Origin of the sequence: Flagellimonas okinawensis (genome assembly GCF_029194005.1) — a bacterium.
Taxonomy (GTDB): Bacteria; Bacteroidota; Bacteroidia; order Flavobacteriales; family Flavobacteriaceae; genus Flagellimonas; species Flagellimonas okinawensis.
This window is the reverse complement of the sequence record NZ_JARFVA010000001.1, coordinates 498,578-512,765: the sequence shown is the minus strand read 5'-3', so window position 1 is coordinate 512,765 and position 14,188 is coordinate 498,578. Positions and strand designations below refer to the sequence as shown.

The 14,188-nt window shown below is 40.6% G+C and carries 16 protein-coding genes; 2 read left to right on the top strand and 14 right to left on the bottom strand.

Translation table 11 applies throughout. The features are described from left to right. Positions 1 to 63: 63 nt before the first annotated feature. From PY091_RS02500 to gndA, 11 genes are all read right to left on the bottom strand, one after another. Entirely contained in the window at positions 64 to 1,161 is a 1,098-nt protein-coding gene (locus PY091_RS02500; RefSeq protein WP_275648176.1) for a serine hydrolase domain-containing protein, read from the bottom strand. Beyond that, positions 1,158 to 1,688, bottom strand: coding sequence for a helix-turn-helix domain-containing protein (locus PY091_RS02495; RefSeq protein WP_275648175.1), 531 nt, complete (start codon positions 1,686 to 1,688; stop codon positions 1,158 to 1,160). Before PY091_RS02495 ends, PY091_RS02500 begins: the two co-directional genes overlap by 4 nt. Then, positions 1,685 to 2,005 (bottom strand): hypothetical protein, encoded by a 321-nt coding sequence (locus tag PY091_RS02490; RefSeq protein WP_275648174.1) that lies wholly within the window; start codon positions 2,003 to 2,005, stop codon positions 1,685 to 1,687. Before PY091_RS02490 ends, PY091_RS02495 begins: the two co-directional genes overlap by 4 nt. Before the next feature lie 14 nt (positions 2,006 to 2,019). Further along, positions 2,020 to 2,550 (bottom strand): YybH family protein, encoded by a 531-nt coding sequence (locus tag PY091_RS02485; protein WP_275648173.1) that lies wholly within the window; start codon positions 2,548 to 2,550, stop codon positions 2,020 to 2,022. 70 nt (positions 2,551 to 2,620) lie between these two features. Then, positions 2,621 to 3,115 carry a YybH family protein gene (locus PY091_RS02480; protein ID WP_275648172.1) on the bottom strand — a complete coding sequence of 165 codons (495 nt, stop codon included), beginning with the start codon at positions 3,113 to 3,115 and terminating at the stop codon, positions 2,621 to 2,623. Positions 3,116 to 3,152: 37 nt separating this feature from the next. Then, positions 3,153 to 3,830 (bottom strand): hypothetical protein, encoded by a 678-nt coding sequence (locus PY091_RS02475; protein ID WP_275648171.1) that lies wholly within the window; start codon positions 3,828 to 3,830, stop codon positions 3,153 to 3,155. 169 nt (positions 3,831 to 3,999) lie between these two features. Continuing rightward, entirely contained in the window at positions 4,000 to 4,398 is a 399-nt protein-coding gene (locus PY091_RS02470) for a hypothetical protein (protein WP_275648170.1), read from the bottom strand. A gap of 15 nt (positions 4,399 to 4,413) precedes the next feature. Continuing rightward, a complete protein-coding gene (locus PY091_RS02465) occupies positions 4,414 to 6,441 on the bottom strand; it encodes a S9 family peptidase (protein ID WP_275648169.1) in 2,028 nt (675 codons plus the stop codon). 75 nt (positions 6,442 to 6,516) lie between these two features. Then, positions 6,517 to 7,368, bottom strand: coding sequence for a ChaN family lipoprotein (locus tag PY091_RS02460; protein WP_275648168.1), 852 nt, complete (start codon positions 7,366 to 7,368; stop codon positions 6,517 to 6,519). Between the two features lie 5 nt (positions 7,369 to 7,373). Next, positions 7,374 to 7,946 carry a hypothetical protein gene (locus tag PY091_RS02455; protein ID WP_275648167.1) on the bottom strand — a complete coding sequence of 191 codons (573 nt, stop codon included), beginning with the start codon at positions 7,944 to 7,946 and terminating at the stop codon, positions 7,374 to 7,376. A gap of 26 nt (positions 7,947 to 7,972) precedes the next feature. Next, the gene (gndA, locus tag PY091_RS02450; protein ID WP_275648166.1) at positions 7,973 to 9,382 is read right to left on the bottom strand and encodes an NADP-dependent phosphogluconate dehydrogenase; all 1,410 of its coding nucleotides are present in this window, start codon (positions 9,380 to 9,382) and stop codon (positions 7,973 to 7,975) included. Between the two features lie 163 nt (positions 9,383 to 9,545). Here gndA and zwf point away from each other — a divergent pair, with 163 nt between their 5' ends. Further along, entirely contained in the window at positions 9,546 to 11,078 is a 1,533-nt protein-coding gene (zwf, locus tag PY091_RS02445; protein WP_275648165.1) for a glucose-6-phosphate dehydrogenase, read from the top strand. Positions 11,079 to 11,140: 62 nt separating this feature from the next. Continuing rightward, positions 11,141 to 11,866: a 6-phosphogluconolactonase gene (pgl, locus tag PY091_RS02440; protein WP_275648164.1), complete on the top strand. Its 726-nt coding sequence runs from the start codon at positions 11,141 to 11,143 to the stop codon at positions 11,864 to 11,866. Here the strand turns inward: pgl and PY091_RS02435 are convergent. The 3 genes from PY091_RS02435 to PY091_RS02425 are packed head-to-tail and all read right to left on the bottom strand — an operon-like array spanning position 11,847 to position 14,104. Continuing rightward, complete coding sequence (locus PY091_RS02435; protein ID WP_275648163.1) at positions 11,847 to 12,392, bottom strand: acyl-CoA thioesterase; 546 nt, start codon at positions 12,390 to 12,392, stop codon at positions 11,847 to 11,849. The two genes, pgl and PY091_RS02435, sit on opposite strands and share 20 nt — an antisense overlap. 1 nt (position 12,393) lies before the next feature. Then, positions 12,394 to 12,759, bottom strand: a complete 366-nt coding sequence (locus tag PY091_RS02430) for a 6-phosphogluconate dehydrogenase (protein WP_275648162.1) — start codon at positions 12,757 to 12,759, stop codon at positions 12,394 to 12,396. Positions 12,760 to 12,769: 10 nt separating this feature from the next. Beyond that, complete coding sequence (locus tag PY091_RS02425; RefSeq protein ID WP_275648161.1) at positions 12,770 to 14,104, bottom strand: DNA recombination protein RmuC; 1,335 nt, start codon at positions 14,102 to 14,104, stop codon at positions 12,770 to 12,772. Positions 14,105 to 14,188: the final 84 nt, after the last annotated feature.

The following is a 14,188-nucleotide window of genomic DNA, read 5'->3' as shown; positions in this document are numbered from 1 at the left end:
TTTACCCAAAATGAAGCCCGGTTTACATTTGTGAACCGGGCTTCTGATTTTAACCGACGGTGTTTAATTACTTGTTGCCAAATAGGTTATGACATCAAAAAGTATCGGGTTCTTAAAAATATTGTTCCAGTTGACGATGATACGTTTACTCTCTAAAAAGCGGAGTGCATAATTACTTCCCAAACCTGCTCCTCCATGTCCCACTGCTGTAGCGGTTGTTTCGCCATCAAAAGGTAATTCCATAATACTAAAACCATACCCATAAGGATCTTGATGTGGTGGGGGCCAAGCATCTTCAGGAACCTCATTTGGAAAGGAGTGTGGGGTAAATGCTAGCTCCCACATAGCTTCGGACAACAATGTATCAGAACCAAGGGCCATCATAAAAGTATACATATCGTCCATGGTGGAAACTTCGGCACCGTCACCTCCGTAGATGACCACATCGTCTTCTTGGTAAATAGTTCCATCTTGTAAAAAGTATTGTGGCAATTCATCAAGATCATATGTATAAATCATGGATGTGTTCTGCATGCCGAGTGGGCCAAAAATTCGCTCTTGCATAACTTCTTTCAATGATTTTCCACGGTTATTTTCTATGATTGCACCCAAAAGCATATAGCCCGAATTACTGTAGTTGAATTTGGAACCGGGCTCAAACTTTAAATCCATTTTACCAATTTCCGCAAACATTTGATCTCGTGTCAAATCATACGGAAGTTGCCCTGCCATTTGTAATAATCCGTAATCCCGTACTCCGGAGCGGTGTGCCAAAAGATGATGCAGCGTAATGTCTTTGGCTCTCTTGTGCGGAAATTCGGGGAGCATATCACTTAGTTTATCCTCAAAGTCGAGTTTTCCCTCTTCTACAAGCTGTAAAATAAGTATCGATGTAAACATTTTACCCATACTGTTAATGGTAAACTTATCGTCAACGGTCAAAGACGTGTGCTGCTCTATATTGGCCACTCCCCAAGCATCTCGGTAAAGGATATCTTCACCCTCTGCAACTAAAACCCCTCCATGCAGGGTGCCATTGACATATAACTTTCCAATGAGGTTGGAGAGTCCCTCTTTTTTGTCTGTTTGTTGACCTATCGAATACTGAATGGAGATCATGACCAAGGTCAAAAGGAGAATAATTGATGTTTTGGTTTTCATATGTTGATTTGCTGTTGTTTGATGCTGTCCAAGGTATGGGGTTCTGAAATCCTATAATTGTAAAAATCCGAACCATTGGTCTTATATCGCAAAAATTCTGACGGCGAGATGCCGCCAAATTCCTTAAAATCCTTGATAAAATGGGCCTGATCAAAGTAGCCGCAAGTATATGAGACCTCCGTTAAGGAATTTTCGGAATCGTTCAGGAGTAACTGTGCCGCCTTATTAAAACGGATAATTTTTCGGTAATAAACAGGACTCATCCCAATATGCTTTTTGAACAATTTTTGGAGCCCTCGATTTGAAATGCAAAGGGATTGGCTCAAAGCATCAATGGAAATGGAATGTTCGGAATTCAAAAGTTGCAATGCGTAGGGGAGTCTGGGGTTTACCTCTGGCAACCCCATTTTTTCACTAACGAACATTTCTAAAACTGAAAATTTACCTCCAATGGTTTCGCATTCCTTCAACCGGGAAGATATACGTTCGATATCACTGGCTGGAAAAATAATGTCGAGATTGCTCAAGGTGTCCAATAACTCGAAAGCAGGTATTTTTTTATATGGGAGAGCCCATAACTACTAAACTGAACCGTCATGAACTTCATCCCAACATAAGGCTTAAAAAATACTGTGGTACTGCAAGAGGTATAAATAGAATTGGAAGATGATGTTTGGTTAACAAGAATGTCCTCTTCCAAAGAGAATAGGATATTGGTAGTGGCGTTTGGAAAAATAGCGGTTCGACCATCCAATATGTCTTCTTGGGTCAACTCTACATAGGTCATAAACTTTACTACCTGAGAAAGTGCTGGGTTTTTTGGTATGTGGAGGTGCTGAATCATTACAGACGTGTAATTTACTCTACCATGGTTGAGTCTGGAACCTGATTTGGCAATGGAAGCTCGGTCACAGGGGCATCCCAGACCACTTTCCATTCTCCATCCAATTTTTCCCAAAGCACCATATAGTTTCCTTTGTCTTTTATGGGAGGGAGGGGTGAGGTTTCATTTGGTGTAAATGTCATGGTGTATTTACCGTATTCGGTGGCCAGATCACCGCTGGCCTTTACTTCTTGGGTGTTGAGGTCGAATTCCCATTTGCCAAATTGAATGTTTTGTTTCCAGGCAGCTTTGTAGTTTTCAACTCCAACAATTGCGGGCATGTTTGGCATAAACTGAATACAATCATCAGCAAAATGAGTGGCAGCGGAGTCAATCATGCCCGAAGCATAAAACCCTTGAATCTGCTCATTCTTCTCTTCAATGATTTTTTGAATTTGCGCTGAATACGCTTTACCTGATTCGACCTCAGGTGCAGGTTGCTCACAACTAGCTGCAAAAACAATGGTCAGTACTGCTATGATACTACGTACAAATTGATTTTTCATAATGATATAGTTAATGGGTTATTACTCGTTTAATGTGAGGGGGAACTATATCGATTACAAGTTTTTATTTTTAATCCACTACCAAAGAGGAGGCCAACTCTCTAAATAGTTTCCATTCGCCTTCTTTGGTTTTCTTCATAATAACCAAAAAAGTATCTTCCATTTCGTGCACGGTTCCATTCTCATCAGTGTAAAATACTGAGCTTACCCCGAAATCGTAAGCCATGGTATCGGATAATATTACCGTTTCGATGGGGTTCATTTTTATGCTGTCGTATCGAAATTTATTTCCGTATTGCTCTCTTAATTTTCGGTAGGCTATCCAATCTTCGCTGCCTGGACCGATTGATATTAAATCATCAGTTACAAACTGGCCCAAATCACCGTAACGTTTTTCTTTTACAGTTTTCTGAAATGAATTTCTAACTTCTTGTATTTTGGCCAGCTCTGCATCTTTATCCAAAGTATGTACCGACTCGGTTTCCTTTTCTGATGAAGCATCACTTGGGTTACCTTGGCAGCTTAGAAGTGCCGTTATTAAAAAGACAAGTACAAGGTTTTTCATATTTTAATAGTTAGTGTTTTTTATGTATCATCAACACCTATGATGTTGCTTTTTGCCAATAGACAATTCCTAGTACAATAGAGGGAATATAAAACGAAATGGCCACTACGGCAAAGGATACAAGTCCTACCATTGATAAAACGATTGCCAGTAAAATCAATACCAGACAAATAATTGCCAACTTTTTTCCAACTGGGCCTGATTTGCTAAACCCGGAGTGAAAGAAAATTGGTATAGCAAAAAGCTGACAGAGGGCCCCAAAATTGAAGAAAACCATGGGTGCACCTCTTATGGTACTGAAAAGTGCTGGTTGTTCATTGAGGACTTCCATGGCAGGGAAATAACTACCTACGCTTATACCAAACGCTATGATTATCAGTATGCTTCCTATAAAATGAACAAGCCAAAAAAGGCTCAAAGGTAGCGCACCGATTTTTTTAGCGTGTTTTTGTAAAAGTAGGGCCGCAATGGCCAGGGGGATATTTCCAAATAAGGAAAAGCTCCAGATAACATTCATTTTATCCCAATTCTGAAACAAGAAGGTCCCAGCTTCAAGATCGGTCCTTACTATTTCTTTACTGAAAGATGCCCAACCTGCATTCACCTCTAAAACGATACAGATTACCGTTATCAGTGCACCCATACTCAATAACAGGCCACCATAACGTACTTCATTGGAGGAAACCCCATTTTTAGTTATCCCTTGTGATTCCATTTGTACATTTGTTTCCATTATACTTATCGAACCAAGTCTATTCATTTACGGTTAGCCATGTCCATTGACCTAGGCTCAGATTAATGCCAATCGGTACTTGGATTTTTCCACAACCTTCATGTTTGACATTAGGTAATTTGCCCGTATCAATTGACTGATAATTAAATTTTTATTGGTTAAGTTTTATTTTTTCTTGTGAAAATGAATGGTTCAGATTTTGGCACATATCATTTAAAAAATCTGTAATTTCTTCAATGAACTCATCATCTTTTTCTGTACGATTAATGGTTAAGTGAACAATAATGGATTCTGGATCGGGAGGATATCCCGTTGTAATGGTCCAACATAGAGCATTGGGGCACTCTACTAAGGCAAAGCGACATCCTCCTTTTATTATATTCCTGGTCAACGTGAATTCGCCCCAAATACCACCTATTTGTACTTGGTGTTCACCAGGTTCGTCCAAATTGAAGATTTCCGTACTGATCATGTCCAGATTGCCCAGTGTCAGACGTTGATGGATATCGTTTTCTGTTGTTTTTACGGTTACTTTTCTGAAAAACTCCATGAATCTTTACAATTATTATTCTCCTTTATATTTATCAAACCAAGCTAAGACGCTAGCGATTTTAGCTATTAAATTGCTGGGTCTGTTGGCAATGCCGTGCGAAGCACCTGGAATACGGACCATAGCGGTTTCCACATTTTCCAATTTGAGGGCCGCATAAAACTGTTCGGATTCCGCAATTGGGGTTCTATAATCTTCTTCACCTGTTAATAACATTGTTGGTGTGGTCACGTTTCCGACATAAGTTAGGGGAGAGCGTCTCATGTAGTTTTCTGGGTCTTCCCATGGCTTTTTTCCAAACCAATATTTGGAGAAAAATTGTACGCCATCCGCGTACAGCACAAAGCTTGTCCAGTTAATTACGGGTTTTGCCACCACTGCTGCCTTAAAGCGGTCTGTTTTGCCAACAATCCAAGCAGTGAGTACACCACCACCAGAACCACCGGTTACAAACAATTTCTCTGCGTCGACATAGCCTTTTTCCAAAAGGGCATCCACGCCGGACATTAAATCTTCGTAATCATGATTGGGGTAGTCATGGTGAATTAAGTTTCCGAATTCTTCTCCATAGCTGGTACTACCACGTGGATTGGTGTAGAGCACTACATACCCCTCTGCTGCATAAGCTTGAATTTCTGCAGAATAGACTTCTCCATAGCTGGTAAAGGGTCCACCATGGATTTCGAGGATCATTGGATATTTTTTTGAAGGATCAAAATCGGGAGGGGTTACCACCCAACCTTGTATTTTTCGTTGGTCATAACTGGATTCCCACCACATTTCTTCTACTTTGCCCAATTTTTTAAAAGAAAATAGGTCATCGTTAACGGCGGTTAAACGTTTCGTGGTTTTAGTGTCTGCCACCGCCAAATCGGATGGGTGACTGGTATTACCCAAAGTGTATGCAAATTTATTGTTGGCAGATGCGGAAAAACTAGCTGCATTGTAGGGTCTTCCCAAGGTAAGACCGCCCAAACCGTCAGTAATGTCGTCCACTTTTCCCGAAAGACTCATGGATGCTAATTTGCCCATTCCTTGATCTGTATAAATAAAATAAAGTCCGTTACCCTTGCTATTCCAGGCCATATCTTCTACGTCGCGATCAAAATCTCCTGAAATTAATTTGGAATCGGAGCCATCGGCATTCATCACATACAATTGTGTTAATTGATAGCCCTGTAAACGGTCATCGTATCCCAAGTAGGCGATTTTGGACCCATCTGGTGATAATACAGGATGCGCATCCGGTCCATAACGGTCGGTTAGGGGTATTGCCAAACCGGTATTGACATTTATTTTATAGATTTCACTATCTGCAGGCTCCATTTCCTCATCTGTATGGAAGTTGGCATTAAAATATAGATGCATATTATCGTTTGCCCAAACCGGGCCCCCATGATCAAATTCGGAGAAGGTAAGTTGCTTAGGTGTACCGCCACTTATGGGCAAGGTGAACAATTGGGAATTCCCGCCTTTGTAATATCCGGCGCCATCGCCACGATAGTTCATTTTATCGATGTACTTGGGAGGTTCGTTCCATTTGGCTCCTTCCGGCTTTCCAGGCATTTTAATGATGGATTTATTGGCCTCTGGAACAAACATATTGAATGCCACATATTTGTCATCATAAGACCAAGAAACGGACCCTGGTGATTGAGGCGTATTGGTCAAGGCCATGGTTTCCTTGGTGTCCAACCACATTAGGTAAAGTTTCATTTTATCATCCGACATGTTGGATTTGAAAACGATTTTTGAGCCATCATGCGACCAGCGAGGGGCAAAGTCATTATGATTCCCTGTTGTCAAAGGACGATTATTGGAACCATCAAAATTGATGATCCAAAGGTTGGAAAGGTTCCTGTCCGTCATCACATCTTTAAAATTCCGAACATAAATGATCTTGGACCCATCCGGAGAAATCTGAGGGTCGGATACGTATTCCATGTTAAAGATGTCCAATAATTCCAGATTGGACTGTACTTGACCAAACCCTAAAGGGTTTATGGCCACTAGCAGTAGCATGGTGGCGAGTAATTTTTTCATGAGGTAGGTTATTTAGTTTACTAAAAATAAGCAAATTATCCCTTGTTGGGACATACCTCGGAAAAAGTAGTGGAATTAATAGGTAGTGGTCATGTTCTCGTCTACACAGATAATGAAATCTGCCAGATTAAGATTCTCCTCTTCTAATTTTAGTACATTTTCTTGGCTTACAGTGGATATGGTACCGTATTCCAAATCGGGTCTTTCCTGTTGCAGATACCAAAGAATACCTTCATAGTCATTGGAATGGTAGGCTCCATTGTAATGTAAGAACAAGGCTCCTCTTTTATAGTTTTCAATAATAAAATGGGCCATTGTGGCATCTTTAATAGCTTGGGCCATTACTAAGGTAGGGCTACCGTGGTCCCCCATCATTTTTAGAATGTTCTGATAACCGGGCAATTCCGGGTCGTAAGCAATGGGTAATGGAGCGATCCACTCCTTTTCTTGTGATGGAAGAGAATCCAAGGCTTCAAAACCTCCTTTGTACACCATGCTGGCGTAGCGTCTTGGGACGTTGGAGGCCACAAATGCTAGTTTGTTGTCCTTGGCGAAGTCTACCAATGGTGCATAGTCCGTTTTGTGGTTGTTCCAGAGCCGTGCTGTGGAATCCAAGACTTTGTAATCTATTTCGCCCGATAAATAATCGTTGAGTTCGTCCTGGTTGTCCGCCTCGATCATTTCCGCTCCAAGAATCAATTGTCTTTTGCTGTGCAAATCGGCTGTTAGTTCGTATTGTAACCAGTGGGCTATAGGATTGTTATGCAATTCTCCAAAGAGAACCATGTCCTTTTCCACCAAGGTCTTCAACATTTTTTTGTAAGAGACTTTTTTCCCTTTGGCGTTATAAATAACGTAGGGGGTCTTTTGCGCTGAAATGGTTAAAAGGTTTAGGGTAAAAGCTAGAAGAAGGAGCGTTTTTTTCATAATCTTTATCTAATCTGGTTTTTTAGAAGGTTGATAGATTTATCAAATTCAATTGAATCATATCCATTCCACATCGGATGATTTAAATAAAGAATTCCAATTGATTTAAGATTTTTTTTAAATATTAAACAATCAAAAACTTCATGGGTTACACCGTCTTTTAACTTATCGTGTGAAAATGAAAGATCATTATATTGTAATTCTGTTTTGACTGCCTTTTTATTCCTAACAGTTTTAGTTTCAAAAATTATGGTTTTATTGAGTTGATTGATTTCAAATGCAACAATTATTTTTCTGTCATGAAACATTAAATCTAAAATTAATATGGTTAAAAAACCAACAGCTAATGCAGTGAGACCAGCAATTATAACATCTAAAGTATCCATATTATTCAGACCGTTTGCTGCACGCCCTATGACCCTTGCCAATCTTCTTGTTTTGGGTCTGAAATTATCATCTTTGTATAGACCTGCAATAAGTCCAAAAGACAGTAAAGCAAAGAAACCAGCTAGCGAAAACTGGTATTTTTCATGTTTCTTGTTAAGGTTTTCTTTAAAAAATAATGATTCAAATCTCATTTGACTGATTTGAAAACATGAAGAAGTTATTTATTCCACTCTGAATGGAAAATACCTTCACGATCTAGACGCTCATAGGTATGCGACCCAAAGTAATCGCGTTGCGCCTGAATCAGGTTCAGCGGAAGTCTGCTACTGGTATAGGCATCAAAATAGGTTAGTGCATTTGACAATCCGGGTAGTGGAATGCCATTTGCTGCTCCATAACTTACCAATTCACGCGCTGCATCCACCGTACTTTTTACCTTTTCCACAAAAGAAGGAGAGAGCAATAGGTTCTGTAAATCTTTATCGGCTTGGTAGGCTTCGGTAATATCGGCCAATAGTGCAGCACGGATAATACAGCCAGCTCGCCATATTTTAGCGATTTCCCCCAATTCCAGTTCATAACCGTACTCTTTGGATGCATCAGCCAATTGATGCATGCCTTGCGCATAGGTAATGATGAATGCAAAATACAACGCCTGTTCTGCTTTCGATGTAAAATCACTCTTATCCACAGCTTTTGGAGTGGGACGGTCGTACAATTCGTCAGCTTTGATGCGTTCATCTTTTAGGGCAGATATTTCGCGCATGCTCACCGCAATATCGATGGTGGGCACTGGAATACCCAAGTCCATTGCATTTTGCGAGGTCCATTTCCCTGTGCCTTTTTGCTTGGCTTTGTCCAAGATCATGTCGACCAGGTCGTTATCGGTCAACTCATCTTTTTGTTCAAATATTTCGGAGGTGATTTCTACCAAGAAAGATTGTAATCGACCTTGGTTCCAGTCGGAATAGGTCTTATGAAGCTCTTTATTGTTAAGCCCTCCTGCTTTTTTAAGAAGATCGTAAATCTCAGAGGTCAACTGCATTAAACCATATTCGATGCCGTTGTGTACCATTTTTACATAGTTTCCCGCTGATTTTGGACCTAGGTAAGCCACACAGGGCTCACCCTTGTATTTGGCGGAAACAGCCTCAAAAATAGGTTTTACGTGTTGGTAGGCTTCTTTGGACCCCCCGGGCATAATGCTAGGTCCTTTACGGGCGCCTTCGGCACCACCGGAAACACCTGCACCAAAAAAGTTAATCCCTTTTTCTTTTAGATATGCTTCCCTGCGATCAGTATCGGTGTAAAAGGAGTTCCCTCCATCAATAATAATGTCTCCTTTATCCAAATGTGGCAATAATCCATCTATTACACTGTCAACAATTTTTCCGGCAGGCACCAACAACATAATTTTTCTAGGAGCTGTCAACGATCCAACAAAGGTTTCAACATCCGAAGTGGCGTTCACTTTTGACGTGTCTCCACCTTCTTCGATCAGTGCGCTTACTTTTTCTTCATCCAAATCATTTCCAAATGCGGTAAATCCGTTATCGGCCACATTCAAAATAAAATTACGTCCCATTACTCCAAGGCCCACAAGGCCAAAATCATACGTGTCTGCCATTATATATTTTTTCTTCTTCTTTGGTGTTAAGACCGTTCAAAGGTTACAATTCTTGAATTACGAACCTAAAATAAACCTTATATTCGTCATGCTCAAAATAATTGACTGCATATTGGATTGAAACCGTCAATGGGAGCAAAACTCGCCAGAAAACGAAAATACTATGAAAAAGACCGATAATCAGATGCTCGTGATTTTTGGGGCATCGGGTGATTTGACTGCTAGAAAACTTATACCTTCTTTATTTAATTTATACTTAGCCAATCAATTACCAGAAAACTTTGTGGTGCTAGGGGTTAGTAGAAGCGATATGTCCGATGAGACCTTCAGGGACCATGTCGTCTACAACAGCGAATATTTAAAAGAAAAGACGAAAGACCAAGAAGAGCAGAAAATAAAAGAATTTGCCAATAAACTTTTTTATGAAGACCTAGGGGATAGTTACGACACCGACTATGGTGCCTTGCGAAAAAGGGTGGAAAGCCTTAAGGCTGAATTCAATACGTCTGGGAACATAATTTATTATCTTTCTACGCCGCCAACTTTGTACGAGACAATTTCCCATAATTTATCCGATGCGGGCATGAACACCCAAAACAATGGGTGGAAGCGTTTGGTTGTTGAAAAACCATTTGGTTATAGCCTTGAAACCGCACAGAAACTCAATAAAGGACTTCATAAATATTTTAAGGAACATCAGATTTATAGAATAGATCACTATTTGGGCAAGGAGACGGTTCAAAACCTATTGGTTACACGTTTTTCCAATAGTATTTTTGAGCCTCTTTGGAATCGTAACTATATCCAACACGTAGAAATCACCAATGCAGAAAGCGTTGGCGTGGAAAAAAGAGGGGGATATTATGATAAATCCGGGGCGTTAAGGGATATGTTCCAAAACCATTTATTACAGATTGTGTCCCTAGTGGTGATGGAACCTCCCATTGGTTCCGATGCAGAAGAAATTAGAAACGAGAAGGTGAAGGCGTTAAAATCTTTACGGATAATGACGGACGAAAAAGAGCTTTTTGAAAACACTATCCGCGCTCAATACGTAGCATCCAAGGTCAGTGGCAAAAAAGTGAAGGGCTATCGAGAAGAGGATGGCGTTGATTCAAACTCAACTACCGAAACTTATGCCGCCATTAAATTTTTTGTGGATAACTGGCGTTGGCATGGGGTTCCATTTTATGTGAGGACTGCTAAGCGAATGCCAACCAAGGTCACCGAGATAGTGATACACTTTAAAAAACCGCACCATCAAATTTTCAGGGATTCAGAAATGCAGGAAATGGACAATAAATTGATTGTCCGTATTCAGCCCGATGAAGGTATTTTGATCAAGTTCGGAGTGAAAGTTCCAGGTCAAGGTTTCAAAGTGGAACGTGCCAATCTTGATTTTTATTATTCCAGCTTGGCCGAAACTTATGTTATGGAGGCCTACGAGCGTTTATTATTGGACGCTATGCAAGGGGACGCTACCTTATATGCTCGTGCCGATGAGGTAGAGGCTGCCTGGGAATTTGTAGATCCTATTTTAAATTATTGGCAAGAGGGCAATGATGTTAGGATGTACGGATATGCAGCTGGTGCTTGGGGTCCGGAAAATGCAGATAGCCTGATCGAGGGCGATGGATATTGGAGAAACCCCAGTGAAAACCTTGCCGATGACCCTGGTTATTGTGTGATTTGCTAGATTTTAGGAGTCAGGAAAAAGATGTCAGTTCGAGCGCAGTCGAGAACAAAAACTAATTGGATATGGAATTAAAAATATATAGGGATAAGCAAGAGGTCGCTGAGCAATTTTCCAGCTATTTTATTGATCAATTAAAAGATAAAGATGCTTTTTACGTAGCCCTTTCGGGTGGTAGTACTCCAAAAATAGTTTTTGATGTGCTGGCCGAAAATTTTGCTGGTAAAGTAGATTGGAGTAAAGTGCATTTTTATTGGGGAGATGAGCGCTGTGTTCCTCCCTCCGATAGTGAAAGCAACTATAAAATGACGGTGGAACACCTATTTTCAAAAATTGAGGTGCCTACCGAAAATATTAATCGGATTTTAGGAGAAAAGGACCCAGTAAACGAGGCTATGCGCTACGCTAATCTGTTGGAAATAGATTTGGACAGGGTGGAAGAGGTACCGCAATTTGACTTGGTGATACTGGGTATGGGTGATGATGGACATACCGCATCTATTTTTCCTCATGAAATTGAGTTGTGGGATGCCGAAGACCATTGTGTGGTGGCCACGCATCCTGATTCGGGTCAAAAGCGGGTTTCCATAAACGGTAAAGTAATCAATACGGCCAAAGAAGTGGCCTTTTTGGTTACAGGAGCATCGAAAGCAGAAAAAGTGGAAGCGGTAGTGGAAAAAACAAAAGGTTCAGAAGCTTATCCGGCCTCTTTGGTTGATCCATCATCAGGAAACCTAGTCTGGTTTTTGGATGAGGAGGCCGCGGCAAAGCTTAATCAAAATCCATCTTAACGTTTTCGCCTTCTAGAAATTCCAAGTATTCGTTTACTTTAAAGTTATTCGATTCATATTTACTATCCCTTTTAAAGGCAGATTGCTTGCGTTCTTTACTTCGGGCAAATCGACGAATATCCTGTTTAGTTTTTAAAATCAAACCAGGTACAGTTTTGTTTTTGCCATCCTTTCCTTTGGCAACCATCGTAAAATAGGAGGAATTACAATGTTTGACTTCACCTGTGGTCACATTTTCAGATTCCACACGCACGCCCACAACCATTGAGGTTTTTCCGGTATAATTGATGGAAGCTTTTAAAGTTGCTAGTTCGCCTACTTCAATGGGGTTCAAGAAATCCACCCGATTCACCGATGCGGTTACACAATAGCTCTGAGAATGTTTGGAAGCACAGGCAAACGCTATCTGGTCCATGAGATTAAGAATGTGCCCACCGTGTACTTTGCCCCCAAAATTGGAGTGGGAGGGTAGCATGAGTTCAGTGATGGATACTCTACTTTCTCTGGATGATTTGAATTTTTTCATACTAATTCCTAAAAATCGGAGATTTTTCAGATTTGACTTCTGTGATAAAATATTTGGTGTCGCCCAGCCAGAAAAAAGTAGCGTAGCGTTCTTTGTAGGTCACTTTGATGTATTGTCCTTGGAACTCTTTCATCTTTTCAATGATTTCCTTTTCACCATCTTCAACGGAAAAGGAAAACACATTGGTACCCGACAGACCTTGACTTATTTGACCTTCCCATGTTTTTACCAGAACACCTTTTCTACTGAACTTAATAAGTTCACCAGAGCGATATCCTTCACTGTAGGGCACGTAATAAACGAAGGAAAAGTACCCCACAACACCAATTACTATGGCTGTAATTACAATGGTCAGGAATTTTTTCATGGTCAGTGTTCTAGTTTAATTCTTCAAGGTCGTCCTCGTGGGCTCGTTTTAAAATGGGTTCGGGAAGAGATTTTTTGGCTTTTGCCCCCATTTTCTTCAATTTTTCGATGGTGGTAACAATGTTACCTCGACCTTCCACCAATTTGTTCATGGCTCCACGATATTCAGTTTTGGCCTCATCCATCTTTTTGCCGACCTTGGTAAGGTCGGTTACAAAACCTTCAAATTTATCGTAAAGTGCCCCTGCTTGTCGAGCAATTTCAATAGCGTTACGTTGCTGCTTCTCGTTGCTCCACATCGAATCAATGGTACGAAGGGTGGCCAGCAGCGTAGAAGGTGTTACAATCACGATGTTTTGTTCAAACGCTTTGTTGTACAACGAATTGTCTTCATTGATTGCAATGGCGAAGGCAGGCTCAATCGGTACGAACATCAATACAAAATCTGGACTCTCCATCTCGTAAAGGTCCTCATATTTCTTGGATGATAGTTGTTCCACATGCCTACGAAGAGAGTTGATATGATCTTTTAAAAACTTTGGTCTATCCTCTTCCTCTGCATTCGTATAGCGTTCGTAATCTGTTAGGGAAACCTTGGAATCCACGACCATTTTTTTACCATCGGGCAGGTGGATGATCACATCGGGCATTACCCGACTACCATCTTCACGTTTAAAGCTTTGTTGAACACTGTATTCTCTATCTTTCTCTAAACCAGACTTTTCAAGCACGCGTTCCAAGACCAATTCGCCCCAGTTCCCCTGCATTTTACTATCACCTTTTAAGGCTTTGGTGAGGTTTTCTGCTTCCTGGGTTATTTTCAGGTTTTGTTGTTGAAGGCTTTCCAGTTGTTGCTTTAGGGAGGAGTTGATACTGATGTTTTCCTTTTGGGATTTTTCTACCTTTTCCTCGAACTCCTTTATTTTTTTGTTGAGGGGCGTTAAGATGTTTTCAATGTTCTCCTTGTTGCTCTTGGTGAACTTTTCACTCTTCTCATCCAAGATTTTATTAGCAAGGTTTTCAAATTCCTTGGTAAACTTTTCTTGAAGTTTTTCAACCTCCTCCTTTTGCTCCTTGTTCTTTAGTTGAAGGTTTTCCAAATCGGCTTGGTAGCGCACAATTTGATTGCTCTGCTGCTCTTTTTCACGTTGCAGTTGCTTTTGCTCCTCATCACTGAGCAACAATTTATCGTTCAGGGATTTAATGGTAGCATTCAATTGCTGTTCTCGTTCGCCCCAAACACTCTCGGTAGACTTCGTTTTCAGTTTTTGAATGTACATCCCCGCAAAGAGGCCAATGGTCAATGCGATGATGAAAATTAGTACATAGATAAGTTCCGTGCTCATGAAAAATTTTCTGTAGGATAAAGATAACGGATTACAAAGATAAAATGTCAATACTGCAAAAGCAGAAATCCACAAAATGAATGT